General features: G+C 55.1%; 27 protein-coding genes. 9 read left to right on the top strand and 18 right to left on the bottom strand.

What is annotated here, in order from left to right; genetic code table 11:
- Positions 1-5 precede the first annotated feature (5 nt).
- Genes Q0816_RS08195 through Q0816_RS08175 form a run of 5 tightly spaced genes read right to left on the bottom strand, consistent with a single transcriptional unit; the run spans position 6 to position 3,954 of the window.
- Entirely contained in the window at positions 6-821 is an 816-nt protein-coding gene (locus Q0816_RS08195; RefSeq protein WP_298849312.1) for a formate/nitrite transporter family protein, read from the bottom strand.
- 6 nt (positions 822-827) lie between these two features.
- Positions 828-1,388 carry a hypothetical protein gene (locus Q0816_RS08190; RefSeq protein WP_298849310.1) on the bottom strand — a complete coding sequence of 187 codons (561 nt, stop codon included), beginning with the start codon at positions 1,386-1,388 and terminating at the stop codon, positions 828-830.
- Complete coding sequence (locus Q0816_RS08185; protein ID WP_298849308.1) at positions 1,385-1,984, bottom strand: SCO family protein; 600 nt, start codon at positions 1,982-1,984, stop codon at positions 1,385-1,387. Before Q0816_RS08185 ends, Q0816_RS08190 begins: the two co-directional genes overlap by 4 nt.
- Positions 1,984-3,444 (bottom strand): cbb3-type cytochrome c oxidase subunit I, encoded by a 1,461-nt coding sequence (locus Q0816_RS08180; protein ID WP_298849306.1) that lies wholly within the window; start codon positions 3,442-3,444, stop codon positions 1,984-1,986. Before Q0816_RS08180 ends, Q0816_RS08185 begins: the two co-directional genes overlap by 1 nt.
- A complete protein-coding gene (locus tag Q0816_RS08175) occupies positions 3,445-3,954 on the bottom strand; it encodes a cytochrome C oxidase subunit I (RefSeq protein ID WP_298849304.1) in 510 nt (169 codons plus the stop codon).
- A gap of 105 nt (positions 3,955-4,059) precedes the next feature.
- Here Q0816_RS08175 and Q0816_RS08170 point away from each other — a divergent pair, with 105 nt between their 5' ends.
- Entirely contained in the window at positions 4,060-4,524 is a 465-nt protein-coding gene (locus Q0816_RS08170) for an Rrf2 family transcriptional regulator (protein WP_298849303.1), read from the top strand.
- 183 nt (positions 4,525-4,707) lie between these two features.
- Here the strand turns inward: Q0816_RS08170 and ccoP are convergent, their stop codons facing one another.
- From ccoP to Q0816_RS08125, 9 genes are all read right to left on the bottom strand, one after another.
- A complete protein-coding gene (ccoP, locus tag Q0816_RS08165) occupies positions 4,708-5,580 on the bottom strand; it encodes a cytochrome-c oxidase, cbb3-type subunit III (RefSeq protein ID WP_298849302.1) in 873 nt (290 codons plus the stop codon).
- Positions 5,571-5,738, bottom strand: a complete 168-nt coding sequence (locus Q0816_RS08160; protein WP_170347430.1) for a cbb3-type cytochrome c oxidase subunit 3 — start codon at positions 5,736-5,738, stop codon at positions 5,571-5,573. The genes ccoP and Q0816_RS08160 overlap by 10 nt, the downstream gene beginning before the upstream one ends.
- Positions 5,735-6,466: a cytochrome-c oxidase, cbb3-type subunit II gene (gene ccoO, locus Q0816_RS08155; RefSeq protein ID WP_298849301.1), complete on the bottom strand. Its 732-nt coding sequence runs from the start codon at positions 6,464-6,466 to the stop codon at positions 5,735-5,737. Before ccoO ends, Q0816_RS08160 begins: the two co-directional genes overlap by 4 nt.
- Positions 6,467-6,472: 6 nt before the next feature.
- Positions 6,473-8,095, bottom strand: coding sequence for a cytochrome-c oxidase, cbb3-type subunit I (gene ccoN / locus Q0816_RS08150; RefSeq protein WP_298849300.1), 1,623 nt, complete (start codon positions 8,093-8,095; stop codon positions 6,473-6,475).
- Positions 8,085-8,375, bottom strand: a complete 291-nt coding sequence (locus tag Q0816_RS08145) for a DUF1971 domain-containing protein (protein WP_298849299.1) — start codon at positions 8,373-8,375, stop codon at positions 8,085-8,087. The genes ccoN and Q0816_RS08145 overlap by 11 nt, the downstream gene beginning before the upstream one ends.
- Positions 8,372-9,115 carry a DUF2189 domain-containing protein gene (locus Q0816_RS08140; RefSeq protein WP_298849298.1) on the bottom strand — a complete coding sequence of 248 codons (744 nt, stop codon included), beginning with the start codon at positions 9,113-9,115 and terminating at the stop codon, positions 8,372-8,374. The genes Q0816_RS08145 and Q0816_RS08140 overlap by 4 nt, the downstream gene beginning before the upstream one ends.
- Positions 9,112-9,531 carry a group III truncated hemoglobin gene (locus Q0816_RS08135; RefSeq protein ID WP_298849297.1) on the bottom strand — a complete coding sequence of 140 codons (420 nt, stop codon included), beginning with the start codon at positions 9,529-9,531 and terminating at the stop codon, positions 9,112-9,114. The genes Q0816_RS08140 and Q0816_RS08135 overlap by 4 nt, the downstream gene beginning before the upstream one ends.
- A gap of 104 nt (positions 9,532-9,635) precedes the next feature.
- Positions 9,636-10,532, bottom strand: coding sequence for a catalase (locus Q0816_RS08130; RefSeq protein WP_298849296.1), 897 nt, complete (start codon positions 10,530-10,532; stop codon positions 9,636-9,638).
- A 154-nt stretch (positions 10,533-10,686) separates the two neighbouring features.
- The gene (locus Q0816_RS08125) at positions 10,687-11,643 is read right to left on the bottom strand and encodes a catalase (protein WP_298849295.1); all 957 of its coding nucleotides are present in this window, start codon (positions 11,641-11,643) and stop codon (positions 10,687-10,689) included.
- A gap of 97 nt (positions 11,644-11,740) precedes the next feature.
- Here Q0816_RS08125 and Q0816_RS08120 point away from each other — a divergent pair, with 97 nt between their 5' ends.
- On the top strand, positions 11,741-12,199 hold the full coding sequence (locus Q0816_RS08120; protein ID WP_298849287.1) for a MarR family winged helix-turn-helix transcriptional regulator: 459 nt from the start codon (positions 11,741-11,743) through the stop codon (positions 12,197-12,199).
- A gap of 871 nt (positions 12,200-13,070) precedes the next feature.
- Here Q0816_RS08120 and Q0816_RS08115 read toward each other — a convergent pair.
- The 3 genes from Q0816_RS08115 to Q0816_RS08105 form a co-directional block, all read right to left on the bottom strand.
- Positions 13,071-13,718, bottom strand: a complete 648-nt coding sequence (locus Q0816_RS08115; protein WP_298849344.1) for an aldehyde dehydrogenase family protein — start codon at positions 13,716-13,718, stop codon at positions 13,071-13,073.
- A gap of 12 nt (positions 13,719-13,730) precedes the next feature.
- The gene (locus tag Q0816_RS08110) at positions 13,731-13,955 is read right to left on the bottom strand and encodes a hypothetical protein (protein ID WP_298849284.1); all 225 of its coding nucleotides are present in this window, start codon (positions 13,953-13,955) and stop codon (positions 13,731-13,733) included.
- A 109-nt stretch (positions 13,956-14,064) separates the two neighbouring features.
- The gene (locus tag Q0816_RS08105) at positions 14,065-15,039 is read right to left on the bottom strand and encodes a LysR substrate-binding domain-containing protein (RefSeq protein WP_298849281.1); all 975 of its coding nucleotides are present in this window, start codon (positions 15,037-15,039) and stop codon (positions 14,065-14,067) included.
- 361 nt (positions 15,040-15,400) lie between these two features.
- On the opposite strand from Q0816_RS08105, the gene Q0816_RS08100 reads away from it, so the two are divergent.
- The 3 genes from Q0816_RS08100 (at position 15,401) to Q0816_RS08090 (ending at position 21,763) form a co-directional block, all read left to right on the top strand.
- Complete coding sequence (locus Q0816_RS08100; RefSeq protein WP_298849278.1) at positions 15,401-18,574, top strand: CHRD domain-containing protein; 3,174 nt, start codon at positions 15,401-15,403, stop codon at positions 18,572-18,574.
- 61 nt (positions 18,575-18,635) lie between these two features.
- A complete protein-coding gene (locus Q0816_RS08095) occupies positions 18,636-20,396 on the top strand; it encodes a type I secretion system permease/ATPase (RefSeq protein WP_298849275.1) in 1,761 nt (586 codons plus the stop codon).
- On the top strand, positions 20,393-21,763 hold the full coding sequence (locus Q0816_RS08090) for an HlyD family type I secretion periplasmic adaptor subunit (RefSeq protein ID WP_298849272.1): 1,371 nt from the start codon (positions 20,393-20,395) through the stop codon (positions 21,761-21,763). The genes Q0816_RS08095 and Q0816_RS08090 overlap by 4 nt, the downstream gene beginning before the upstream one ends.
- A gap of 108 nt (positions 21,764-21,871) precedes the next feature.
- Here the strand turns inward: Q0816_RS08090 and Q0816_RS08085 are convergent, their stop codons facing one another.
- Entirely contained in the window at positions 21,872-22,489 is a 618-nt protein-coding gene (locus Q0816_RS08085) for a TetR/AcrR family transcriptional regulator (RefSeq protein ID WP_298849269.1), read from the bottom strand.
- A 146-nt stretch (positions 22,490-22,635) separates the two neighbouring features.
- On the opposite strand from Q0816_RS08085, the gene Q0816_RS08080 reads away from it, so the two are divergent.
- From Q0816_RS08080 to Q0816_RS08065, 4 genes are all read left to right on the top strand, one after another.
- On the top strand, positions 22,636-23,565 hold the full coding sequence (locus Q0816_RS08080) for an AEC family transporter (protein WP_298849267.1): 930 nt from the start codon (positions 22,636-22,638) through the stop codon (positions 23,563-23,565).
- A gap of 103 nt (positions 23,566-23,668) precedes the next feature.
- The gene (fghA, locus tag Q0816_RS08075) at positions 23,669-24,502 is read left to right on the top strand and encodes an S-formylglutathione hydrolase (RefSeq protein WP_298849265.1); all 834 of its coding nucleotides are present in this window, start codon (positions 23,669-23,671) and stop codon (positions 24,500-24,502) included.
- Between the two features lie 3 nt (positions 24,503-24,505).
- Entirely contained in the window at positions 24,506-25,963 is a 1,458-nt protein-coding gene (sthA, locus tag Q0816_RS08070; protein WP_298849263.1) for a Si-specific NAD(P)(+) transhydrogenase, read from the top strand.
- Positions 25,960-26,415 carry a YaiI/YqxD family protein gene (locus tag Q0816_RS08065; protein WP_298849261.1) on the top strand — a complete coding sequence of 152 codons (456 nt, stop codon included), beginning with the start codon at positions 25,960-25,962 and terminating at the stop codon, positions 26,413-26,415. The genes sthA and Q0816_RS08065 overlap by 4 nt, the downstream gene beginning before the upstream one ends.
- Positions 26,416-26,479: the final 64 nt, after the last annotated feature.

Here is a 26,479-nt window from a genome sequence, read left to right as displayed (position 1 = left end):
CCTCGCTAGACAGGACGTCTGGTTGACGCGGGCGTCGCGGTACCTATAACCGTGGGTTTCGACGCCGCTCGCCAATAGCCGTAGCCCATGATCCCGGCACCGGCGAATGCGTTGCCCAAGGTGACATACGCCAAATTGTGGGCGGCTCCAGTCAGGGTGACGCTGTCGGGATGATCTGAGAGCAGCGCCAGTGAAAACACTGTCATGTTCGCAACGCTGTGTTCAAAACCGGCGGCGATAAATGCATACAGGCACCAGAAGATGACGATGCATTTGGTAACATCGTCTTTTGAGCGCGCCGAACACCACAAGGCGAGACAAACTAGCCAATTGCACAGGATCGCTTTGGTGAACAGCTCCAACTCGGTGCCGTGCATCTTCTTGGTGGCCACCTTATAAAGCAAAGCGTCTTCGCCTGCCCCCAAGATAAGTCCACCGCCGCCTGCGACGAACAGAAATGCCAGCAATATGGCCCCGATCAGATTTCCTGCCCAACTGACGAACCAGCACCGCAGCACATCCCACCACGCAGTACTTTTGGCCAGCAATCCGTGCGTCATGTACATGGTGTGACCGGTGAACAGCTCGGCCCCTGCAAAGACCACAAGGGTCAAGGCGATACCGAAGCTAGCCCCCATGACGATGGGACGGATGGATGGATCCGCGCCTTGCCCAACAGAAAAGATCAGCAAGATGCCCGCCCCAACAAACGCACCTGCTTTCACAGCGAGGATCAGAAAGGCAATTGGATCTGCTCGCAGGTTGACGCCTTTCTTTTGCGCCAGTTCTGCGAACCCAATGACTGTGTCAGCATAGGTCATTTCGTATTACACTCCACAGCTTGCGCAGCCGGTCGCGTTCGACCTTTGGCCACTTGGATTTCCGAACAGGATCGGGATAGCCCAGAGACAGCCCAAGCCAGCAGCGAGGTAGAAAAAGGCCATGCCTAGATCCTTCTGAGCCGAGACCAGGTAAGAGTTGCAAATCCTGACCGGCGCATGCGTATACAGAAAACCCAGCACACCCAGCATCGACAGCGCATTCGCCTTCAGAAATCCGCGAAGCACCGGGCCCAGCCAGGGCCAGGACAACCTCAGCGGTACCCCCAACAGCAAAGGCAAGCTCAGATATTTGGCAATTTCCCCTGTTGGCGTCAGAGCCCAATCAACGTTTCTTGGCAGCATCCAGAACAGAAAGACGGTCAAAGCCACAAGCAGCAAAGGAACCGCCCATTCTTGCCGAATCTGCCTGTTCCAAGCCAACAACACCCCGGCCAGTACCAGCAATGGCATCTGCACCAAGACATGCTGGATCGGACTTTCAACAACCGCATAGCGAAGTGCAACGGCCTCGGCAGAAGCCAGGAAGGCCAAACCAAGCAACTTCATGAGCTGTGCTCCTCCAAATGGGTCAAAACAGCGTCAATCGCATCAGTGTCAAACACCGCCGAAAAGCGGCCGTCTCTGTTAATCACGTGGATTGCGGCATTGTGCTGAAACCCACCCCATTCATCCGGGATGACGGTCACGTCAAACAGCTTCAACAATGCCGGCAACTCTTCCGGCCTCGGCCGCGCGACGGTCCACATTTTGCCGTCCGCCTCATGGGCTTCCCCGTAAATCGTCATCTGCTCGGGCGTGTCTCGCTTAGGATCAAAACTGACCGAGATCATCCGGACGGGCTCTCCACGCTGTTCCAATTGATCTCGGATCTCGGCAAAGTCTGCGCCTGCAATCTGGCAGATGTCGCCGCACACAGTGTAGATAAACTCGACCAGAACCACCTCTTCCCCTTGCGGCGACAGGGGCAGCAACTGACCTGACATATCTTCCAATTGCAGGGCCGGAACTGGACGTGGTACGCGCACCACGTCCAATCTCCGTGCGGCTTCGCTGGTGAATGCCTGCCCTCCGTCTGTGGCATGCCAGAGCGTTCCCAAGCCGATGCTCGCGATCAGAACCGAGGGAAGAGCGCGCGGCATCATCAGCCGTTACTCCGCCCAAGACGCAACACAAAGCGCAGAACAAAAAACAATGTTGTCATCACGATCAGCACACTGAACAAAGTGCCGATACGGTCGTGCATCAGCCATTCTTCATAGTGCACTGCCCAGCGACGAGGGATCGAAGCCGCGCCAGAGAAGAGAAACACCGTCACAAACCCAGCGGCACCCGCGAGGTAGGTCACAAAAGCGACACGGTCCAGCCCGCTCATCTGGGCGATGGTTTTACCGCGAACCAGCCAGGCCATGAAACCAAAGGCCATCGCCACCTCGCCCAGCAGCAGGTAGGTGTGAAAATGCCCCGGGACCCACATAGTGTTGTGCATCACCTTGTTCACGCTGATCATTCCGTCGATCGACGCGGGAATTGAGCCAACCGCCCAGCCTGCCACGGACAGAACCAGCAGCGAGGACGTCAGATCCCAGGTCATTTTTGAGCCGCGCACGTAGAGGAATGTGGAAAACGCCGTGACCGCGATGAGGGGAATGCCGCTGAAGTATGAGACCAATTGCCCGACTACCAGCATCCAGGGTGGCATGACCACATCTTGCAGCAGATGGTGCCAGTACACAGCCATCACGAAGATCAGAACTGCATTCCAGGCAATCGCAAACAAGCGGTTAGATTTCCAGGGTTTGCCGGTGTATTCCGGTAGAATCTCATAAACCGCCGTCACCGCCATATAGATCGAGGCATTGATGAAGACGTGGCCAAAGAAATAGATCAGGTTCTTGGCCAGCAGCGCGTTTACTTCAAATCCTGGGACCAGCAGGTGGACAAGGCTCGCCACCAATACGGCAGCACCAAGGATGATCCCGATCGAATTGAAAATAGTCACCGCCGCCGCCGCGACGATGGTTGGCGGCGGAGGATTTTTGTCCTCGCGCCCAAGGATCAAGTTCCAGCCCAGTGCCCGGACAAGGCTACCATAGCGTGCATGAATCTGACGACCGAGTTCCAGATAATACAGCAGAAAGCCAACGCCGATCGAAACATATCCAAGCATGAACGCAGCAGCCGCGCCCGCTTCCCACGCTCCGCCTGACATCGCGGGCAAAGGAAACAGGAATGTCCATGCGCCGCCATATCCGCCGATGAAGATCGAGCCTAAGATCAGGACGACGCCCAGCAGAAATAAAGCAAGGAAAGCCCAGAAGATTCCAGCCGTCAGAACGATATGACGCCCGCAAAAATACCACATGATCGCAGCACCAGACAGCGCGGCCGTTCCGACCATTCCGGCGCCATGAGCTGTCAAGAGTTGGTAGAACAGTGCCGGATCCACTTCGATCAATTGGCCCTGCGCAGCACGCATGATCAGACCAAAGACCATCATCAACGCAAAGACCGCGCCTGAGAGGATCATGGTAAGCTTGACTGCCCCAGCCTGGGGTTCAGTGACGATTGATTTTTCCGCGACAAGTTCAGATACAGCGCTCATTTATTCCTCCACCGCGACGACTTCGAATTCGTTGACCATGTCCTGATGCGCCACTCCGCAGAATTCCATGCACAGGACTTGGTAAGTGCCGGGTTCTTCGAACGTGTAAGAAACTTCGGTTGTGTAACCGGGGATCACCTGGACCTGCGTCAGGAGGCGGAGGTCTGAAGTGTAAATGCCCAATCCGTGGGTAACATCTTCGGTCGTGGCGCTGAAATTGATGGGCCTTCCCGCAGGGATCTCAACTGTGTCGATATCCCACCACCACTGCCCGCTGGTGATAGAAACGGTGATGGCATCGTCTGTACTGGCCAAAGCATGCGGCCATGGTCGCAATGAGCCGACTGCCACGACAACTCCGACAATCGTCATTGCCCAGATCAAGCCTGCACGTTTCGAGTTCGCATTTGGTCCGGGTTCCGGCCCGTTCGAGGCACGCGTGGCCAACCAGAAGACAAGTGACAGCGCAGCCATCAGGATCAGCGAGATCAATAGTACAATAGGCTGCATGAGTCATCTCCTTATTAGGTATTCTAAATACCTATTATTGGTGTTGAAAAAAGATGTCAACAAAATAGGCATTTTCAAAACCTATTTTTTATGGGAGATATAGCCATGCAAATTACAAAGTTCTCCGACTATGCCTTGCGCATCCTGATCCACCTCGCCACCCATGAAGAAGGGTTAATGTCGACCCGTGAAATCGCGGCGATGCAGAACCTGCCCTTCAATCACCTGGCCAAGATCTCCCAGTGGCTTACACACGAGGGCTACGTAGAATCTGTGCGTGGACGCAACGGGGGTATGCGTATGGCCTTACCTCCCAATGCTATCTCGATTGGCGGCCTGCTGCGTAAATCCGAACGCGGCACCCCTTTGGTGGAATGCATGAAGGAAGACGGTGGCTGTTGTGTAATGACGCCCGCTTGTGGGTTGCTACCAATTCTCAACGAAGCTCAGGAGGCGTTTTTTACTGCCTTGGACAGCAAGACATTGCAGGACGTTTTAGAAGGAAATCGTGGAATGAAAAACTTGATCCGAGCGCTAGAAGTTAGTCATGCACTGGCTTCAGGTCATTAGTACGCAAACTGAAATCGTATAAATCACGATTTTTATTTTACAGCGCCCGGCACGGCACCTACAATCGCCTGCCCTTCCCATGCCTCGAATGCCATGGAAAGGTGCCATGCCTTGAATCCGATGTATCCGATAAGCAAGAGCAGGAGCATCAGGTACATCGCCCTACGGAATCGTGGGTTTTCTTCAGCTTGGTGCATCTTCTGAATTCCAGAGTAAGTACAGTGTTAGCATTCGGATCTGAGCGTCACTCAAACGTCCGTCCCACGCCGGCATCACGCCCTGTCGACCAAAATGGATGCTGTGATAGATGGCGTCCCGGTCGCCCCCGTAGATCCAACTTTCATCACCCAAATCTGGCGCGCCGATTTCATACCCCCCGCGGCCGTCCTCACCATGACATGCCGCGCAGTTTTCTTCGAAAGCCAATCTCCCATTTTCGGCCGCCGTCGCATCATGCTGCCGTCTAGACAAGGACAAGACAAATTCCGTGACCTCCTTGATCTGCTGCATATCGATCATGCCGTCCGCACCGAAGGCAAGCATCTGTGCAATCCGTGTATCGTCATGCTGCCCATTAATCCCATATCGAATGGTAGCCTCTATCTCTTCCGGCGAGCCTGACCACAGCCAATGACCGTCCACCAGATTGGGAAAGCCAACCTGTCCTTTAAGATCATTCCTGTGACAAGCCGCACAATTGTCGGCGTAAAGCTTGGAAATCGACGCGCTATACCGCGCCTCAAGCGTAGGGTCGGCGGCCAATTCCTCAATATCCCCGGAAGCGAAAGGCGCGAAAGTCATTTCTCGATCCGCATCCGCCCGCTGAAGTGCCGTCGCAACTTCTGCGCGCGAGGAATAGCCAAGCATTCCCTTCGCGTAGTTACGCACACTCGGGAAGGATGGGTAAAACACCCAATACAGCGCTGCTATGATGATACTGATCCAAAGCGCCCATCGGGCAGCCCAGGGAACGGGTGTGTCCAACTCTTTGATGCCGTCCCATTCATGGCCTGTCAGATCGGTGCCGGAAACGGGATCCTTTTCCTTCATCGACATGGCTGATCCTCCCGGCTGTCGAGTGGGGATTGGGCGGCATCGTCGTAAACCTTCCGGCGCGAGGGCCAATAGGTCCAAACAGCTGCAGCTAAAAAGACGACCAGCAGGTAGATTGCGCCCCAAGTCTTGGAGAAAACGAGAACCGTATCATGTGTCATCGTTGAACCTCCTCAAGGTTTAACGAGTCCAGATCGGCCAATGTGCCAAGAACCTGAAGATAAGCTACAAGAGCATCCATTTCCGTCAGCTTGCCCGGTTGTCCGTCATAATCCCGAACCTGAACGTTTTCACCGTAACTTTCTTGTAATTCTCCTTCAAAGTACTGCTCAGCATCCGCCTGCCATGCAGCGTCCTTTTCGGCGTTTTCGATCTGGGCGTCCGTATAGGGCACACCAGCCCGGCTAAGCGCTGTCAACGAGGCTGCCAAATGTCCTGTCCCAAGGCGCGTCTCGGACAAAAACGCATAGCCCGGCATGATCGACCCCTCGACTAACTCTCGCGGCGCTTCCAGATGCGCCACATGCCATGCGTCAGAGTATTTACCCCCAATGCGCGCCAAGTCCGGCCCTGTACGTTTCGAGCCCCATTGAAACGGATGGTCATACATGCTTTCAGCAGCCAGACTGTAATGCCCATAGCGTTCGATGTCAGACCGTAGGGTACGGATCATCTGGCTGTGGCAGGCATAGCACCCCTCGCGCACATAGATATCGCGCCCCGCAAGTTCCAGCGGCGTATAGGGCCGCATGCCTTCGACCTTTTCCACCGTGTTTTCAATCGTGAACAACGGCGCGATTTCGACAATGCCACCGATCGATGCAACCATCAGGATTGCCATTGCAAACCCAAGTGAATGGCGTTCGAGTTTTTGGTGCTGAGTACTCATTGGGACTTACTCCGCCGGCTGCGGGACCAACGGTCCGGCTTCCCGGGCTTGGGCTTTCTTCGGCCCACTCACAGTCATGTAAATGTTGTAGGCACCGATGCAGGCTCCGATCAGATACAACAGCCCCCCAATCGCACGGGCAACATAATAGGGATGCATCGCGATTACACTGTCGAGGAAAGAAAAGAGGAAAGCGCCGTCCGCATCATAGGTCTGCCACATCAGCGATTGCGTGATGCCGCTGTTCCACATCGCGCCGACGTAAATCAGCGTTCCGCTCAGGGCGAGCCAGAAGTGCCATGCCTCCAGACGCAAGGAATACACCCCCTCCCGCTTCCATATCCAGGGCACCAGTTTGTATAGGGCTCCAAAGGTGATGAAGGCGACCCAACCCAAGGCGCCGGCATGCACGTGCCCAACCGTCCAGTCGGTGTAGTGGCTTAGCGAGTTTACCGGGCGGATCGCCATGAACGAACCTTCAAATGTCGACAGCCCATAGAACAGAATTGCGACCATCATGAACCGGACCGCCGGGTCCGTCCGGACCATATCCCAGGCCCCGTTGATCGTGAGGATGCCGTTGAAAACTGAGGCCCAACTGGGGACCAGCAGAATGATCGACATGGTCATGCCAAGATACTGAACCCAATCAGGCAGGGCTGTATAATGCAGGTGATGCGATCCGGCCCAGAGGTACAGAAATGTGATCCCCCAGAACCCCACAATCGACATGCGGTATGAATAGATCGGCCGGTTCACAGCTTTGGGCAGGAAGTAATAGAGCATCCCGAGGAACCCTGCCGTAAGCAGGAATCCAACCGCGTTATGCCCGTACCACCATTGCGTCATAGCATCCTGCGTCCCCGAAAAAAGCGAGTAACTTTTGGGGTAAGCGATGGAGACAGGGACCGAGAGGTTGTTCACCGTATGCAGCATCGCGATGACGACGATGAAAGCCAGATAGTACCAGTTGGCCACATAGATATGCGGCTCTGCCCGCCGAGAGAGAGTCTTTAGATACAGAGCGAGGTACCCAACCCATACAACCAGCAACAAAAGATCCGCATACCATTCCGGTTCCGCATATTCCTTGGATTGGGTAATCCCCAAGGGGTAGCCGGTCGCCGCAAGGACCATGAAAAGGTTATAGCCCCAAAACACCATCCAAGGCAGTGTTTCACTGGCCATTCTTGCCCGGGATGTGCGCTGCACCACGTAAAACGAAGTCGCGATTAGGGCATTGCCGCCAAATCCAAAGATTACCGCAGACGTATGTACCGGACGCAACCGGCCAAAATTCGACCAGAACACATCCCCATTCAATGTCGGAAAGGCCAGTTGCCAAGCCAGAATGTCTCCGACGGTAAAACCGACCAAGGCCCAAAATAGCGCAGCTAAGACACCGTAACGTGTGACCTTGTCGTTATACTCAAGCGGGATATCCCGGACTTCTTCATTCATTCGGGCGATCATCCAGATCAGCCCCCAACCGGCGAAGATGGCGATCATCCAGCCGTGCAGCACATAGGCAAGAGGTACACCCCAACCGAGAATGGCCACTCCGCCGACCAGAACTATCGCAAGGGCGAACAGGACCAAAACGTTTTCGACAGTATTGTTATTCAGCATCTGGACTCTCCTGCCGGTGAAAACGCACTTCGAATGCGACATCACCTATAGAGTTCACAGAGTGAGTTTCCTGGGGTGCAAAGACCGCCGTTTCGCCCGCGGCCAACACCAAGTCTTCTTTGTTGTCTCGACGCAGCAACAGTTGGCCAGATTGCACGGCCAACTGACCCCAGACACAGGCTTTCGTGCTGTGATCCTTACGCAGTTTTTCTGGCAGAGTGTCGTGCGTGAATTGCGAAGTCGCATAATGCACCACGCCTTCTGGAAGGACTTCTGTCATTTTGCGTCTCCATGGAAAAGCTCGGCATAGGCATGCCAGGTTGAATATCCTAGCAATGGGAAAACTACGGCCAGTCCTAGCAGGCCCGTTAGAATCCCCAACAAAGTCAGCGCGGTAATCACACTGCCCCAACACAGGCAAAGTCGAAAATTGTGAGTGGTGGCATTAAAACTCAGCCCCATGGCTGAGAAGCCATCGATCTTGCGGTCTACAAGCATCGGTAGCGAAAAGGCTGAGACAGCGAACCCCAACGATGCAAACAATCCGCCGATCAAAGATCCAGAGATCAACAAAGCCCAGCCCGACAGTGTGCTGATCATCAGCAGCAGAGTGTCAGCGAAACCAGAGAACGGGCGCAAACCATATACAATGGCGAACAAGACTGTCGCGGCACGTATCCAAGTCAGGGCAAACACCATGAGGATCGTGCCGACCAGAGCAATCTGCCCTTTTGATACAGGTGGTCCAGTGTCACCGCTCGCAACCGAATACAAACCAACGGTTGCAATGGGTCCAACAAGCACACCACCAGCCAAAAGTGGCAGCAGAACCCAACCTTGACCGCTGAGCACAAGGCCCGCGACACACGCCCATCCCAACAGCACAAGCGCAATGCCGTAACATAGGGAATACGCAACGTTCGCTTTGAAATCGCGCCATCCCGCTCGCAACCAACGCTTTACCACTTGGACTGGAGGCTCGGGAATGACCTGCGCTTTTGAATACACCGACATGGTCATGGCAACACCGGCGGGGCACCCGCCTCGGGACGAAAGTTCTCGATTCCAAAGGTCAAACCTTTACCGATCCGGTTGGCCAAATGAGTAAAAGCTTGAGCGGTGTTTGGCTGCAATACCTGATGCGCGGTTTTCTCAAACAGGTCGAGCCACATGGGGAAATGCTCAGGAAGAACATCCGAATTCGCCAGATGAACCTGCATCGGATTTCCGGAATATCCAGGTTCTCTTAGGATCGCACCGCGCCAAAACGAAGCGATCTTTTCTTCGTGCGTCCGCCAATCCTGAATGACCTCATTGAACACAGGTCCCAATTCTGGATGCGCCCTTACGTGCACGTAAAACCGGCAAACCAATATCCCAATTTCCTCAGCGGAAATTTCAAACATCTGTGGTTTGGCAACCGTCGCAGCTGGCATTAGAATCTACTCCATTTCAGGTTACCGCTTTTGCCCTCTTTAATAGGTATTGTCAATACCTATTAAAGAGCCGCTGTTACCCTGACGGATACCAAACCGGCCTCTTAGACGGATCGTCTCGCCGCGGATTCCGCGTAAGCTCCGCTTCGCAGGGAAAAAACATCATCCAGGGGTGCTCTAACTCCTTTAGGCATCCGGGTTGGGTCGAACACCTTTTTGGTGCTTTCAGAACGATCATCAGGTAGCTCAACCTGAATTGTCCCAAGATCAACCATGGTATGTGTCTCACTCCAAGGCACAGTCGGATCAAACACATTGTCAGCGGCGTTCGCGATCACCAACTTCAACGACCAACGGGCGGGACCATCGCAGAGCTTTTCCAGGAACCTGTCATGAAGGAAATCATCCGAGAGGGTTTCCATCTCTTCCTTGCTCAATGCCAAACGCCCACCCTCCGGCTCCAGCAGAATTCGGGCAGAGATTTCCCTTCCACTCCAATCAAACCGATAAGCATGACCAGAGTGGTATTGTTCGGACGAATAACAACGGCAGGGCGCAACAGACTTCAGATATTGTTGGTGTGGCACCGTGTTGGGGTTTGCCTCATTAAAGGCTTCTACCAACTTCGGATCCGGGGCACCGGTGTCCGGATTAGGAATACGAGCGGCAAGAAAAGCCCGGAATTGTGTCGCAGAGTTGGCAAAGAAAACCGGGTTCGAAATTAACGTCAGAACCCAAGAGTCTGATCCTTTTCCGATCTCCAGCCCAATCCCGCGCACCGTAGGGCTTTTGTCACTGATGCCCGGTTTTCCACCCCCAACGGAAAAGCGCGCCGTAGCCTTGCATTCATTGTTCAACATCGGGATCTGAACTCTCGGTTCCCCCACTGCAGGAAAGAAACGCCCCTGTGCTGCAAATCCCTTTGCGTGTGACGCGCGATAGCCATTGTGGCGGCCAAACGTTCCATTCAAAGCGTCGATCAGCTTTACTGCCTGTAACATGACGTGCTCCTTGGTTAGTTATCGAGCAGGCCGGGAAAGCCCTCTTTCAAGATGGCTTTATGGACCATGCATTTTGCTCATTGAGAATACGTATTTCCGGCAGCGCAGAGCATCGCAGGAAATCGATTGATCCGCTGATTCAGTGGATCCGAAGTTATTCTTTTTCAAACAGCCGTTTTCCCACGCCATGTGCGTAGATCAACGATCGTGCTTGCAACATGGGATCATTGGAAGGCGCAAAGCCTTCGCTCAAGATCAGCGGGTCAAAGTTGATCTCGTCACACTGTCCGTCAGCCTCGGTCATCGCAGCATTCGCTGTGAAGCGCGCAGCAACGATTTCTGTGTGATCGCCGGTCCACTGAACAGAGGGATCTTCGGCATTGTCATCAGCGTTAGCCAGAACGATAACCATTTCCCAGGACACGCCCCCGTTGGCGATATTGGCCTGCATGTTTTCAATGAAGAAGTCGTGGTGAGTGTCAACAACGATATCCTCCTGCCCCGATGGGCGGAAATAGAATCGCATCGCAGTTTCTTGACCCGCGTCATTTACAAGAAGGAAGGAATTCACGCTGTAGTAGGTTGTACCCTCATGGGGTCGAAGCGACTTATCCAATGCACCATGATACTCGCTGTAGGTCTTCAATGAAGGATTGGTTGCTGCAAACGCCTTGGTTGCTTCCGCTCCCGCGGCCTTGGCACGCAAAAGCTCGATGAACGCTTCGCTCGTCGGCACCGGAAAGAAGTGTTCGGTGTTCATGGCAATCACGTGCAGGTCATCATCCCGCGTCGTGATCTCCATCGATAGCCCAAGTAACCCGTATTTGTCGTCTGCTGGATTTGCCCTACCACCTTTGTGGGACACCCGAGCAATAACCGAAGATTCACTAGTGAACAAAGGGCTGTTGGAGTACGTTTCAATCGTCTCGTCTAAGGGTGTAAGCGTGCCCTTAACGCAAAATCCTTTGGTGTGATTGCGGCGTTTGCCTTCAGTCACACCAAACAAGCCTTCGAAGGCAGCGAAACCCTTCTCAAAGTCAAAGTCACCTTCTGCGACGGCAGGTGCCGCCGCCACAGAAATGCCAAAAGCTATAATGCTGCGTCTGATCATTACATCCTCCATCTATATTTACTTGCTAGCTAATATTTAGCTTCCTAATTATTTGCAAGTAAAAACTTCAGATGCTAAAAGGTGCCCGAGATCAAAAATGAAAGTCGCCATCGTGCCCAAGACGAAAAAGCCTGAGACCGACGAAGATGTTCGGCTGGACAATCAGTTGTGTTTTGCGGTCTACGCGGCCTCGCACAAGATAGAGCAGCTTTACCAGATACTTCTGAAGGCCCAGGGACTAACTTACACCCAGTATTTGGTCTTGATGGCATTGTCCGAAGAGGATGGTGTCTCCATTTCCACTTTGGCAAAACGGCTTGACGTATCCGGAGCGACAATGACGCCGTTGTTGCGGCGCCTTGAGGAAAAAGATCTGTTACGGCGTGAGACGCGGGACGGGAACGAGCGCCAGAAGATTGTCACTCTAACTGAAACAGGACGCAGCATCTGGATAAAAAGCTGCGGGATATCATCTGAAGTCTTTTCCCAAATTGGCCTTACTCAACATGAGGCAGACGACATCATCCGAATTTGCAAGAAGATCGCCCGCAAGTAATCCGTTATCGAAGTGAGAAGGACATCACAGATTTTCTCTAAAATTCTCCAGGTATTTATCCAGAACTTCCAAGCTAGCATTCGCTCTTTGCCATGTTCGCCACAACCCTGACGAAAGCGCTGATGCTGTGCCAAACAATGAATTTGGTCGAAGGGGTGTTATGTGAAGCGATCTCTGGTTGAGTGGTCAGCTCCCCTGCGGATCAAACGGACCATTGCTTTAGCCGCGGGTGCCATGAATGTCCGTTGTTCGTCGAAATCGGTGGTATTGATTATTCTCGGCTATCGTTACCCTATGTTGATGGGACTTGGATGAAAATTTGCACGGCCGCTCTGGGGAAGCTGCATCGCAGCATTGGCTTTTATCGTGAGCGGCAGCAAAGGGCCGACTGTCACTTTTGCGGTATGACAGAATTTAACAATCGCCAATGGTGGCGGGTCATCCTCCCCGCCGCTTTCCTTTCCTAGGTCAGCGGGATTTGGACAAGCCAAACACCCCTGGCCGTCAGGGTGAGGGCACTGCCCTCCCCCTCGGGCAACCCTTTTAGACAGGGCCGTGTCCTCGGCTTTGCCTGCGGGCCGCACCACCCCTGTCGAATAACGTTGCCTCGCCCCCTCCCGCGTTCGCCACGTGGCAGATTAGCAGGAACAGGCAGCTTCGCTGTCTGACCTACAAATCAGCTCTGATTTTCCGAAAGGGAAGTCAGAACAAACCAAACTGCCTGCGGGAGCAAAAAAATGGGGGCGGCGCGTTAGTTGATGACGCAAAGGTCAAATTCAAATGATGTTCAACGTTGGGGGCGCCTTCTGATGTCGAACGTTCACTGCACTTCTGGTCCAACTGTGACGGTTGGGTCAGGTTCGTGTGACGTTCAACAGCCCTGGCGGCCTGGATGATAGAGGATTTCGGCCCCCTGCTCTGCCGCTTGCAAAACACGGTTCTCGAACAGTTCTGCAGCCTCAGCATTGATGACGCAGCCCAGTTCTGTTTCGGGGTCCTGAGGGTCGCCGAAACGGATCGCCTTCGCTTTTTCCAACACCATAGGAACAATGCGATCCGCTACGCTGTGTTGCACCAGAATACGTTTGATGGCCGTACAGCGCTGGCCCGAGTTTCCGGTGGCACCTGCAACGGCAATAATCGCTGCACGTTCTAGATCGGTACCAGCCAGATCGTTCAGCACAATCAAAGGGTCGTTTCCACCCAGTTCAAGCGCCTGACGTTTGTACCCGGCCTTCGAGGCAATCATCTTGCCGACCGACATACCTCCGGTGAAGGTGACGATGTCGACAATGTCATTGGTGATCATCTCATCGCCAATGTCCTGCGGCCGACCGGTGACAACCTGAAACATCTCGGGCGGCAGGCCTGCCTCGTAAAGAATGTCGGCCAGTGTCAGCGCGGTCAGGGGGGTCAGTTCGGTTGGTTTGCATACCATGCAATTGTTGGTCGCGATCGAAGGTGCGATCTTGTGGCTGACCATGTTCAGCGGGTGATTAAACGGAGTGATGGCACTGATCGCTTCGACGGGTTAGGGATGGGACGTAGTTTGCTGCGATCCAAAAAGCTTGTCGCGCGTGTTGGGCAGTTCTAGCCGAAACGTATCCACGATGGCGTTGGTGTAAGGATAATGCACAAGAACGGTTTCTTCCGTGTACACGACCTGCCCCCCGATGCGCATTCCCTCGTGTCGGATTTCGGTTTCGGTCATGTCCCTGTTCCAGTGTTCGGCGACCAGCAAAGCAAGCTGGGGCATTCGGTTATCAACGAAGTCACCGATAGTGCCCCCCGTTGCCTTGCGTCAATAGAATGTGTGGACGGCCCTGCGCTAACTCGGCAATTCATGTCTGTGGTCCGATAGATCGCTAGGCTTTCTCCGGCACAGGTGCAGAGGTTGGGATTTCGATCTGAACCTCATTGTCCGGCTTATAGGTTGGAAATACACCAACCGGGGGGTTTTTCAGGATGTAAGCCCCGATACGCGCTAGCATTGGTTTCCTGGGGCAGTTTGGACGGGTGGCCGCACCAAGATCCCGCAGGTGTCCGGGGGCGTCGAACGGGATGAAACACAAAGGCCAGTTATCCCGCTTGAACTGCTCCGCAGCCAGAGCGGACACAATTGTGCAATCGTCGGAATGGCAAAGATGGCGGCAGATCGTCTCAAACCGCAGCGCGGTCAGATCGAAACGCTTGCTGATCCGTGTTGTTCCAACTTGCGTGGGAAGCCGGTCCTCAAGATCGTATCCGAAACTGTGCGGTAGCCGAATGAAGTCATGCGGCGGAACATCTTCCGGCGCAATCGACGGCAGGGTGCACAGTGGATGCCCTTCGCGCAGCGCCAGAAACAATGGCTCGGACCAGATCGAGGTAAAGTCCAAAGAGGCACTGTTGTTGATCTTTGCCACCAACGCCATGTCCAGCGTGTGATCCTCGACCCTGCGCAACATGTTTTGTGGCAGGTCCTCAACCAGCGTGACTCGCATCTTTGGACACAGAGTACTGAAGAGTTCGGAAAAATACCCAGTCAGATACGGGGCCAACGTAGGGGTCATGCCGATTGTCAGGGGGACGGCGTCGGGGTCTCGGAATTCAGTGGCGGTGTCGCGGATTTCTTGCGCATCGTTCAGTATGCGCTGGGCGATTTCAACGACACGGGCACCGTATAAAGTCGGGCGCACCTCATTGTTGAGGCGCAGGAACAGATCGGTTCCCAATTCCTGCTCAAGCTTTTTGATCTGGTTCGACATGGCAGGCTGGGACACGTTGCAAGCCGCCGCCGCCTGGCTGAACTGGCCGTGTTTTGCTATGGCAAGTACATATTCCAGATCTCTGAGGTTCATCGGACATCCAATCCCGAAGCAAAATCTTCTAATCAATCGCCTATCAGAATACGATCAGACGTCAGGATTCAGAAGGTGGCTGAGGCAGAACCAGACCAATTTACGCTCACATCCTCTAACAAATCTGTCAGAATTCGAAAACGAATAGATTTCCAGCCCACTCCCCTTGGGCAGAAACGCCGTGTTTGCAGCGGCTCCGATGTTTCAGTCCTCACGAAAACCGTGACTATTTGCGACGGTTATACACCCGATTTGAACCATGAATTTCAGTTCGCACCGGGGGCGGCCTAGTCCTTTGTTGCGTCGGCTGCCCAAACTGACGGGCCGCTTGCACGAACGCAACTTTTTGACGGAGTAATCCATGCTGTCCCAATTTACAGAAGGCCTGCGCGCCCGTCTCTTGACCACGTCGACCCTGGCGCAAGAGACATCCCGCGATGGCCAAACCCTCATCAACAATTTCTTTCAATCCACAGTCGTTGACGACACACCGGCCTTTGTTCTGGCGAATGATTTTTCCCGCCTGCTGAACTTTGGCGAGATTGTCACCAACAACGCCGTTGCCGCTGTTCAGGCGCAGGGTCAGGATGTTGATATCTTCAACTTCCGCTCGGGTCTGATCGAGGCGAATAATGGTCCTGTTGCCCTTGCAACCGGTGTTCAGGTCACCGGCGTCGCCTCGGTCCGCAACTTTGGCGAGATCGCGGGTGAGTTCAACGGTGTGCAATTCGCGGGCGCTGAAAGTTCAGGCAGCCTGGACAACTTCCGCGGCGCTGTCATCTCTTCTGACAGCCGTGCGGTCGATATTCAGGGCCAGGGCATCGATGTGCGCAACTTCGGCAATATCATTGGCACCGGCGACCAGCGCAACGGCACCATCTATACCAATTCGACAGCCGAGGACGTTTCGATCTCGAACTTCACCGGCGGCCTGATTGATGCGGGTGAAGGCAATCAGGGTGCTGGCATCTCGCTGCAAATTGGAGAAGAGGTTGATGATCGCGTCGAAACCGACGTGTTTAATGGCTTTGGAGCGACCATTCAGGGTCGTGGCCAAGCGGCGTCGAACACCTCACTGGCCGGTGACGGTATTAGTATCGATGACGGGGCTCAGGGCACCGTTCTTGAAACCGAGATTGTCAACAGCGGCCTGATTTCGACCGAAAGCAATCAGGGCACCGCAGCCGGTATCCGTATTGCCGATGGCGCAAATTCAGCGGGAGAGATTCTGAACACCTCGACCGGTGTAATCGAAGGTCCGCGCAATGGCCTTTATGTCGGTGACGGCGAGCATGATCTGGATGTGTTGAACTTTGGCACCATCCAGTCAGGCAGCCGCGCGGTTAACATCGATGGTTCCGGTGTCGACATTATCAACGGCGGAGCCATTCTGGGCAAAGGAGATCAACGCAACGGTACGATCTATGCCGACGATACCGCGCAAGACTATTCGATCAATAACCTGGCCACAGGCACGATTGATGCGGGTGAGCACAACAACGGCGCGGGGATTTCGCTGTCGTTGGCCGGAGACGGAAATGGTGAGGTCGAGGTTGAAAACGCGGGAACCATCGCCGGTCGCGGCAACGCTGGCGCGGCGCTGGGCACTGCAGGTGACGGCATTCGTCTGGAAGGCGTACGTCAGGAAGGTGGCTTTGCCCCCGCCTCGTTTACCGGCACTATCACCAACAGCGGTACTGTTACATCGGAAGGTGCAAACGGTACTGTCGGCGCGTTTCGTGCGGTCAACAACGTTGATTTTCAGGGACAACTGGTCAACGAAGAAACCGGCGTGTTTGCGGGCGGTCAGAACGGCGTTTATTTTGGCACTGGCGATCACGCGGGCGGTTCGTTCCTGAACCAGGGCACTGTGACCTCGGACAGCCGCGCGCTGAACATTGACGGCGTTGGACTTGAAATCGTCAACGAAGGTGAGATTCTCGGCACCGGAAACCAGCGCAACGGAACTGTCTATGCCGACGGCACCGCTGACAACTATACCTTTACAAATACCGGTCTGGTGGACGCGGGCGAAGGCAACAACGGCTCGGCCGTGTCGCTTCAAACCGGCGACGTGTCGGGTGATGTGGTTTCGGCCGCAATCCTGAACGAAGGCACCCTGCAAGGTCGTGGTGACGCTGCCGAGGGAAATCAGGTTGGCGATGGTTTGCGCCTGTTTACCAGTCAGGACGATGCGTCCTTTGCCGGTGTTGTGGTCAACGAAGGTCTGATCGCCGGATCGGAAGGATCGGAAGCCGCAGCTGGTATCCGCGTGGACGGCGGCCTTAACCTGCTGGGTGCAATCCTCAACGAGGGTGAGATCCGTGGCACGGTCAACGCCATCGATGCTTCGGATGCCGGGACTGTCACCATCGTCAATGACGATGAAGGTGTCATCAACGGCAACGTTCTGCTGAGCGACGGCGACGACATCTTTGTCGATCTGGGGACTACCAACGGCGATATAAACGGCGGCGCTGGTGATGATGTTCTGATCGCAGGCGATGCAGACAACGTTCTGACCGGTGGTCTGGGCAATGACTTCATCGATGGTGGAGATGGCATCGACACGGCTGACTTCTCGGATCTGGATGTCGCGGTTGAAGTCCGTCTGGATGCCAACGGCAACGGCACGGCCACGCGCGACACCGGCTTCAACGTGTCAATCGTGGATGCGGTCATCGCCGCGCCAGATCAGTTCGGAGCGAATATCCCGGACGGCGCCTGGTTTGTTGAAGAAGCGGCGCAGGGCAATCTGTATTACAACATCCACACAGCTGATTTCCCGGCTGGTGAAATCCGTGGACAGTTGCTTGTTGACAGCGATGTGACGGAAGGCGGTTTTCGCACCGTCACCCTGAGCGGTGATCTGGACGCGGCGCAAGAACCTGGTCCAACTTCAGACAGCGACGCCACGGGGGACGCGACCGTTGTCATCACCCAGGATCTGACAACCGGCATAGTCACCTATTCCAGTGAACTGAGCGTTGTTGGTCTGAACGAAGCCGATCTGAACACACCGATCCCGGGTGTCGTTTCGGCCATCCATCTGCACAATGCGCCTGCCGGCCAAAACGGTCCGGTTGTGCAGGACACGTTGGTGGATGCGGGTGCCACGCTGGATGTGGACGCTGTGGGTGGAACAGGTGTCATTGGTCAGGATGTCATCGACAATCAGATCGAAACCGACATTCTGAGGTCAGTCGAGAACGTCATCGGATCTGATGAAGGTGACGTGATCGTTGGCAACGATCTGTCCAACGCGCTGAACGGTGAAGGTGGCGATGACATCCTGATCGGTGGAGCAGGCGCAGATACGTTCCAGTTTGGCGCCAATTTCGGCAATGACGTCGTCAAGGATTTCGAAACAGATCTGGACAAGCTGCAATTCGATGATTTCGGGCCAGATTTCGGCGCCCAGGTCAATGTCGCTCAGGATGGCGACGATGCTGTGATCAGCTTTGGCAATGAAGGCACGGTCCGTCTGGTCGGCGTCAACAGCGCCGATCTGAACGAAGACGATTTCGTCGCGTAAGGGATCCAGTGGCAGGGCGGCCCGGGTCGCCCCGCTTTCAAAACCGGAAAGGATCAACACGATGTTGCAGAAAACCAATCCCGTCAAAGCCGCCTGGAGGTCGCTGCGCAAAGGTTTTGTCGCGGTCGCCTTCTTTAGTCTGTTTCTGAACCTGCTGATGCTGGCCGGACCGATCTACATGCTGCAGGTCTATGACCGCGTCCTGACCAGTCAGAATTCTGACACGCTGATCGCCCTGTCTCTGCTATTGGCGGGTGTCTTTGTGGTAATCGCCTGTCTTGATCTGATACGAATGCGCATTCTGGGCCGCCTTGCCGCACGGTTTGAAATGACTGTCGGCACCCCCGTCCTTGCCTCGGCCATGCAGCGCCGGGTGCAGGGCGAAGCCGCCACGGGTGAAAACCTGGTCGAAGACGTGAACGGGTTTCGCGAATTCATCTCCGGCACAACCCTGACAGCATTTTTCGATGCGCCCTGGATACCGATCTATTTGCTGATGCTCTATGTTCTTCATCCTCTGCTCGGCCTGCTCGGACTGGCAGGTGCGTTGATGCTGACGGCTATGGCACTGATCAACAACACTCGCGCACATCAGCCGATGCAGCAGGCCGCACAGGCCCGCGGGCGTTCGGACGCATTGTTCCGAACCGGCGACAACAATGCCGAGCTGATCCATGCGTTGGGCATGAAATCCGATCTGGTGCGCCGTTGGACTGCTTTGCAAGTGGATGCCCATAACCATAAGAGCCGTGCTGCGGACCGGATCGCCAGCTTCTCGGTCATGTCCAAGACCGTGCGTATGGGGCTACAATCCGCCGCGCTTGGATTGGGCGCAGCGCTGGCTATCACTGGCGAAACCACTGCGGGCGTCATGATTGCTGCAACCATCGTTCTGGCACGCGCTCTTGCACCCATCGATCAACTGATCGGGCAATGGCGTACCTTTTTGGCTGCGCGAGGCTCTTATGCCAAGATCAAATCGCTGACCGAGGAATATGCTGAGACACCGCCCAACCTCCACTTGCCCCGCGCGTTCAAGTCTTTGGATGTGAAAATCGCGCAGGCGGGGCCGCCCCGTGCACTCAACGCCACCCTTCGCGGCATCGATTTCAGCCTGACCGCAGGCGATGTGCTGGCAATCATCGGCCAAAGTGGATCTGGCAAGACAACGCTGGGCAAAATGCTGGCCGGAATCTGGCACCCGCAGCGGGGCGAGGTTCTTTTGGATGGCAGTCCGATGTCGAAATGGAATCACGAGGATCTGGGCAAACAAATCGGCTATCTACCGCAGGACGTTGAGTTGTTTGACGGCACGATACGTGAAAACATCGGTCGGTTTTCCGTTGCCATTGACGATGCCGAAGTGCTGCGCGCCGCGCGAGAGGCTGGCGTACATGAACTGATCAGCAGCCTGCCAGACGGGTATGAAACGCGTATCGGTCAGGGTTTTTTCCTGTCCGGCGGTCAGCGGCAACGTCTTGCCCTGGCCCGGGCGCTCTATGGCGATCCATTCGTAATGGTGTTGGACGAACCGAACTCGGATCTGGATGCCGAAGGTGAGAAAGCCCTGCGTGACGCCATCCTTGCAGCCCAGGCCCGAGGGTCGATAACTGTTGTCATGACGCATCGCCCCGCCACATTGCAAGCGGCAAACAAGGTCATGGTCTTACGCAACGGGTCACAAACCCAGTTTGGCGACAAGGACGACGTGCTCAAGGTCAACAGCCGCAACGTGCTGAAATCGCCGACGCAACGGGCATCGGCGAGAAACCCTGCCCTGCACCTTCGGGACGACAATCTTATCACAGGAGCTGCTCAATGACCCGGATCGTTCCCCATACCCCGATCAACGATGCCCTGACTCTCAATGACGTAAAGATCGTTGACGTCACCGATGTCACACCCGGCATCAGGATGTACGTTCTGCTTGGTCTGATCACCCTTCTGGCTTTCGTCGGTGGCAGTGTCTACTGGGCGTTCGCCTCAAGACTGGATGGGGCTGTTGTGGCGCCAGCGTCGTTTGTGGTGGAAGGCGACCGAAAGACAGTCGAGCATCTCGATGGCGGCATCGTGCGGTCCATATTGGTTACAGACGGCGAATTTGTCGAACAGGGGCAAGCACTGATCCGGTTGGACAGCACCGACATTGACGTTGACCTCAGCGTGCTCGGCAGTCAGCTCGGAGAACTGTCCGTGCGCCGCGCGCGCCTGCTGGCGCAAATGCGGGGGCGGACACAATTTGTCGAGGCCACCGCGTTTGAGAACTTCAAAGAAGGAATGAACAGATTGCACTGGTATTCGGCCTATCTGACTCAGAAGCAGTTGTTTGACGCTGAATTTCGCGCCCGCGCGACCGAGGTAGAAATCAATTCCCAGCGCATTTCAGCCTTGGGGGACCAGATCGCAGGCCTGAATGAGCAGCGTGTCAGCGCGCGAAATCAGATGGACATTACTGTACAGGAACTGAACAACTTGCGAAGCCTGCTGAAAAAGGGCCTTGTCGCGGCTACGCGTGTCAGTACCCGGCAGATCGAAGTTGAACGGCTTTCAGGCGTTGATGCTTCGCTTCGGACGCAAATTGCGCAGGCGGAAAATCAGGTCAGCGAGTTGAAACTGACGCTGATCAGCCAGCAAAAACTGCGGGATGAAGTTTTCGCCGGAGAGCTGGCCGTTGTTGACGCGCAGCTTGATCTGATCCGTCCGCAATACGCAGGCGCCGCAGAACGCCGCAAACGAATCGAGATTCTGGCCCCAACCAGTGGCCGCGTTGTCAATCTGGCCGCTTCGACCACAGGTGGAGTGATAAGACCTGGCGAGCACATCATGGAAATCGTGCCCGCCGACCAGGAGTTGATTGTCGAAGCCCGGGTTAAACCCGGCGACATCGACAAGCTGAAAATCGGTCAGGCCACACGTATCCGCCTGTCCGCTTTTGCCCAAGCCGATGTGCCCGAGGCCCTAGGTGCAATCTTTGATATCTCGGCTGACGCATTGGAGGACGAACGTACGGGCGAGGCCTACTACAAGGCACGGGTCAAACTGGATGAACAGCAATCCGAAGAGGTGGCGGCTTTGGACCTGGTCCCCGGGATGCCCGCAGACCTGTTCGTAAGCACCGGTGAACGCGCAGTGATTGCTTATCTGGCACAGCCTGTCAGCGAGCGCCTGGCCCGAACTTTCATTGAGTAAAGGGATTCACACAAGACTTATTGCCTTAAACTGTTCTGTATCGAGTGTCTTGGTGAGTGAGCGATGGTCTGCGCCCCTGTTTAGGGCGCGGGCCATCACTTTTATGGATCATACCCCATATCGGGCAAGAAACATGTCAACAGCCTGAGCGGCGACCAGATCTATTTCGTCCTTGCTGAACGAGTTCTGAATGCCGAATGCCGCCCGGGTCCAGATCCGCACCTTGCACAATTCGGAAAACTGTTCGGCTGCGATATGTACATCTTCAATAGCCAGTTCGCCTTTGGCTACCGCTTTTTCCAAATACTCGGCCATCTGTCGCTGGCCATTTTGTGGCCCAGCCTCATAGAACGCACGGCCAAGTTCGGGGAACCGGTCTCGTTCGGCGACACAGATTCTGAAAACCTGCTGCGCGAAATCCGACACAAGAAAAGCAGTCAGCTGTGTCGCTGTGATCTGCAGCACCTCGCGGGCGGGTTTGGTTTCGTCGATCATCGAGATGATCCGCTCGGCCATCAGGCAGCATTCCGTTTGCGCGACTTCCATGAACAAAAGGCGCTTGTCCGGGAAGTAGCTGTACAATGTTGCCTTTGATACTCCAGCTACGCGGGCAATGTCGTCCACGCTTGCACCTTCAAACCCGTCCGCCATGAAAACCTCTCGGGCCCCGCGTAAAACCTGGTCGAATTTTCGGCCGGTGCGCAGGATGGTGGCGGTCTGGGTCATGTCGCTTCCTTGATCGATAATCGCGTCAGATTATAAACTGTTCGGTTTAGATACAACGATTCTCAGGTATTTCATCAAATACGGCGGTGCAATTGCTTTGATGCCGCGTACTTGCGGCGGGTTCAAACCGTGCTAGGACTTGGCCCATGGTCGATATCTTTCTGCGCACCCTTCCGTTTTTCGCGATTATCGGCCTGGGCTTTTGGGCGGGACGCACGCGGTTTTTCACTGCCGAAGCCACAGCATATCTGACCAAGTTCGTCTTTTACTTTGCGCTTTCAGCGATGTTGTTTCGCTTTGCAGCCACCCTACCCTTTGCCGAGATTTTCAACATCCGGCTGATCCTTGGATATCTTCTGGGAACCGTGACAGTTTATGCGCTGGCGACCTGCGTCGCCTGGCTGCGCGGTCTCGATATCCCAACCGCAGCGGTCGAAGCGCAATGTGCCGCTATCGGCAACGTCGGTTTTCTTGGCCTCCCGATGCTGGCGCTCTTGTTCACTGAGGCGGCAATTGGGCCTGTCATGCTGGTTCTGACTGTCGATCTGGTGGTGTTTTCTTCCTTGATCGTGATCCTGATCAATGGTGGCCGTGACGGTAAACTGACCCCGGCCACATTCAGGCTGATCGGACTAGGTTTGGTTAAGAACCCCATGATCGTATCCATCTCAGCCGGTCTCATCTGGTCTTCGCTCCAAATTCCTGTTCCTGAACCTCTTGGTGACTTTCTGACCATTCTCGGGGGTGCCGCAACCCCGGGGGCATTGTTCGCCATTGGCGCATCACTGGCAGGCAAATCGGCGGAGCGTATCCAGATCGCCGCGTGGCTGAGTTTTTGCAAACTGGTGATCCACCCGGCATGCGTTGCTGTCGCATTGATATGGCTGATACCGATTGAAACTTTTCCGGCAACCGTGGCGATTGCCGCGGCCGCTTTGCCAGTTGCGGGCAATGTTTACATGCTGGCCGCGCATTTCGGAACCGCCCCTCAACGCGCATCAGCAGCCATCCTTTTGTCCACAATCGTCAGCATTCTGACCGTACCGCCGGTGATCGCCTGGGTAAGCACCCTCTGATCTTCACCTTTTCGAAAAATACTCTCGTCGAAGGCGCTCGGACTTTACGCCGGGTCCGTGGATCGTTAGCCATGTTGCGACTCTAAAATAAGGACGGTGCCTGATGGAAACCCTTTCGGAAAATGCCTGTTTTGGTGGAGTGCAGGGCGTATACCGCCATGCCTCCTCGGTGTGCCAATGTGATATGACTTTCGGCCTGTTTCTTCCAGCCGAGGCTAAGGACGGTCCGGTTCCGATCTTATGGTATCTGTCAGGTCTGACCTGCACCCACGAAAACGCAATGACCAAGGCTGGTGCACAGGCGTGGGCGGCGGAACAAGGGATTGCAGTCGTATTCCCCGATACGTCACCGCGCGGTGAAAGCGTCGCAGATCACGAGGATTATGATTTGGGTCAAGGCGCAGGGTTCTATGTGAACGCAACACAAGAACCGTGGGCTCCGCATTTCCAGATGTGGGACTACATTGCCGAAGAACTGCCCACCCTGCTGTTCGAAAACTTCTCTATCGACAGCGAACGCCAGGCCATTACCGGTCATTCCATGGGCGGGCATGGCGCTTTGACACTGGCGATGAACTTGCCAGGTCGTTTCCGTTCGGTTTCGGCCTTTGCACCGATCTCAAACCCGACCGGTGCGGATTGGGGCCGCAAACAACTGAGCGCATACCTCGGAGACGATGAGTCTCTTTGGGCCAAACATGATGCGTCCCTGTTGATGAAGGAAAAAGGGTTCGACGGCCCCGTTCTGATCGACACTGGTTCTGATGATCAGTTCATGGACTTGCTGCGCCCCGAAGCACTGGCACAAGCCGTCGCACTGCGCCGGCAGCAAGCGAGTTATCGCTTCCAGCCGGGCTACGATCACTCGTACTACTTTGTGTCGACCTTCATGGAAGATCACGTCGTCTTTCATGCCGAGGCTCTGTACGGAGACTGAAGGATGAGCAAATACGATTATGACCTGATCATCATCGGGTCAGGACCTTCAGGGCGTTCAGCCGCGATTCAGGCGGGCAAACTGAAACGGCGCGTATTGGTAATCGACCGTAAAGATCGGTTTGGTGGCGTTTCTGTCCATACAGGCACCATCCCATCCAAGACCCTGCGCGAAACGGTTCTGAACCTGTCAGGCTGGCGAGAGCGCAGTTTTTACGGTCGTTCATACCGGGTAAAAGATCAGATCCGCGCCGAAGATCTGAAAGCCCGTTTGCATATGACCCTCGATCATGAGGTTGACGTGTTGGAGCATCAGTTCAACCGCAACCACGTGGATACATTGGATGGATTGGCCAGGTTTGTCGGACCGGATGAGGTCGAAGTCGCCACCGACGCAGGAGAGACCACGCGCGTAACCGCTGCCAAATTCCTAATTGCGACCGGCACCAAAACCTATCGTCCGGATTATGTTCCGTTCAATGGCAAGACCGTGGTCGATGGCGACGAGTTTCTGGAAATGGCGGAAATTCCACGCTCGCTGGTTGTTATCGGTGCCGGGGTCATTGGTGTCGAATACGCTACGATGTTTTCGGCATTGGATGTGCGGGTAACGCTGATTGAACCGCGGGATACCTTCCTGGACTTCATTGACAGTCGACTTATCCACGACTTCACCCACCAGATCCGGGAAAACGGTGTTGACTTGCGTTTGGGCTCGGCCGTTGAGAAAATTGAAGATGCCAGCGGTCATGTGGAAGTGACCCTTGAAAACGGACGCCACGTACGGGCCGAAATGTTGCTGTTTGCTGCCGGGCGCATGGGCGCAACGTCAAAACTCAATCTGGATGCCGTTGGGTTGGAAGTCGATCATCGCAACCGGATCAAGGTCGATCGCAAGACATATCAAACTACGGTTCCTCACATCTATGCAACCGGTGATGTAATCGGGCACCCTTCGTTGGCCTCGACCTCGCTGCAACAGGGGCGTGTCGCGGCATGTCACGCGCTTGAAACCCCCACCCTGCCGGAAAGCCCATGGTATCCCTATGGCATCTATTCCGTACCCGAGATTTCGACTTGCGGCATGTCCGAGGAAGAACTGCAGGAGCGTGGCATCCCCTATGAGGTTGGCGTTGCCCGGTTCCGCGAAACCTCACGCGGGCATATCATGGGGCTCGAGCACGGCATGTTGAAAATGCTGTTCTCGCTAAAAACTCGCCGGGTATTGGGCGTGCAGATCGTCGGCGAGGGCGCGACCGAGCTGATCCACATTGCGCAGGCTGTGCTGAATCTGAAGGGCACGGTAGACTATTTCGTACAGAATACGTTCAACTATCCAACTCTGGCCGAAGCCTACAAGATCGCTGGTCTGGACGCGTTCAATCGGATGCCGATTCCTGAAGAGTTCAAAGTGCGCAAGAAACCTGCAGAACCGGCCAAGAAAGAGGCTAAAAGGGCGTGACCACGCTTTACATCGATGGCGACGCCTGCCCTGTCAAAGCCGAGGCTGAGCGAGTCGCGACGCGACACAAGGTGCCTATGGTGCTGGTGTCCAATGGCGGCCTACGGCCTTCAGCCAACCCATTGGTGCAAGTTGTCATCGTTTCAGAAGGCGCTGATGAAGCTGACAAGTGGATTGCCGAACGCTGCAGCGCGGGGGATGTCGTCATTACGTCCGACATCCCTTTGGCTGCGAAATGTGTCGAAGCGGGCGCACGTGTTTTGCGCCCGAACGGCGAAGCCTTTACCGCAGCAAATATAGGCCAGCAATTGGCAATGCGTGATTTGATGGCTGACCTGCGCGCGGCCAATCCAATGGGAACGGGCGGCGGTGGTAGACCTTTCGGCAAAGCAGACCGCTCGAGGTTTCTGGACGCTTTGGAGCGGGAAATCCGTGCCGCCATGCGGCACTAGCTGCACCTCTAGTCACCCCAAAATACTGCCGCGAAATCAGAAACGCCCGTTTACAAGTTCTTCA

Source organism: uncultured Ruegeria sp. (genome assembly GCF_947497005.1).
Classification (GTDB): domain Bacteria; phylum Pseudomonadota; class Alphaproteobacteria; order Rhodobacterales; family Rhodobacteraceae; genus Ruegeria.
This window is presented reverse-complemented; position numbering and strand designations above follow the sequence as displayed.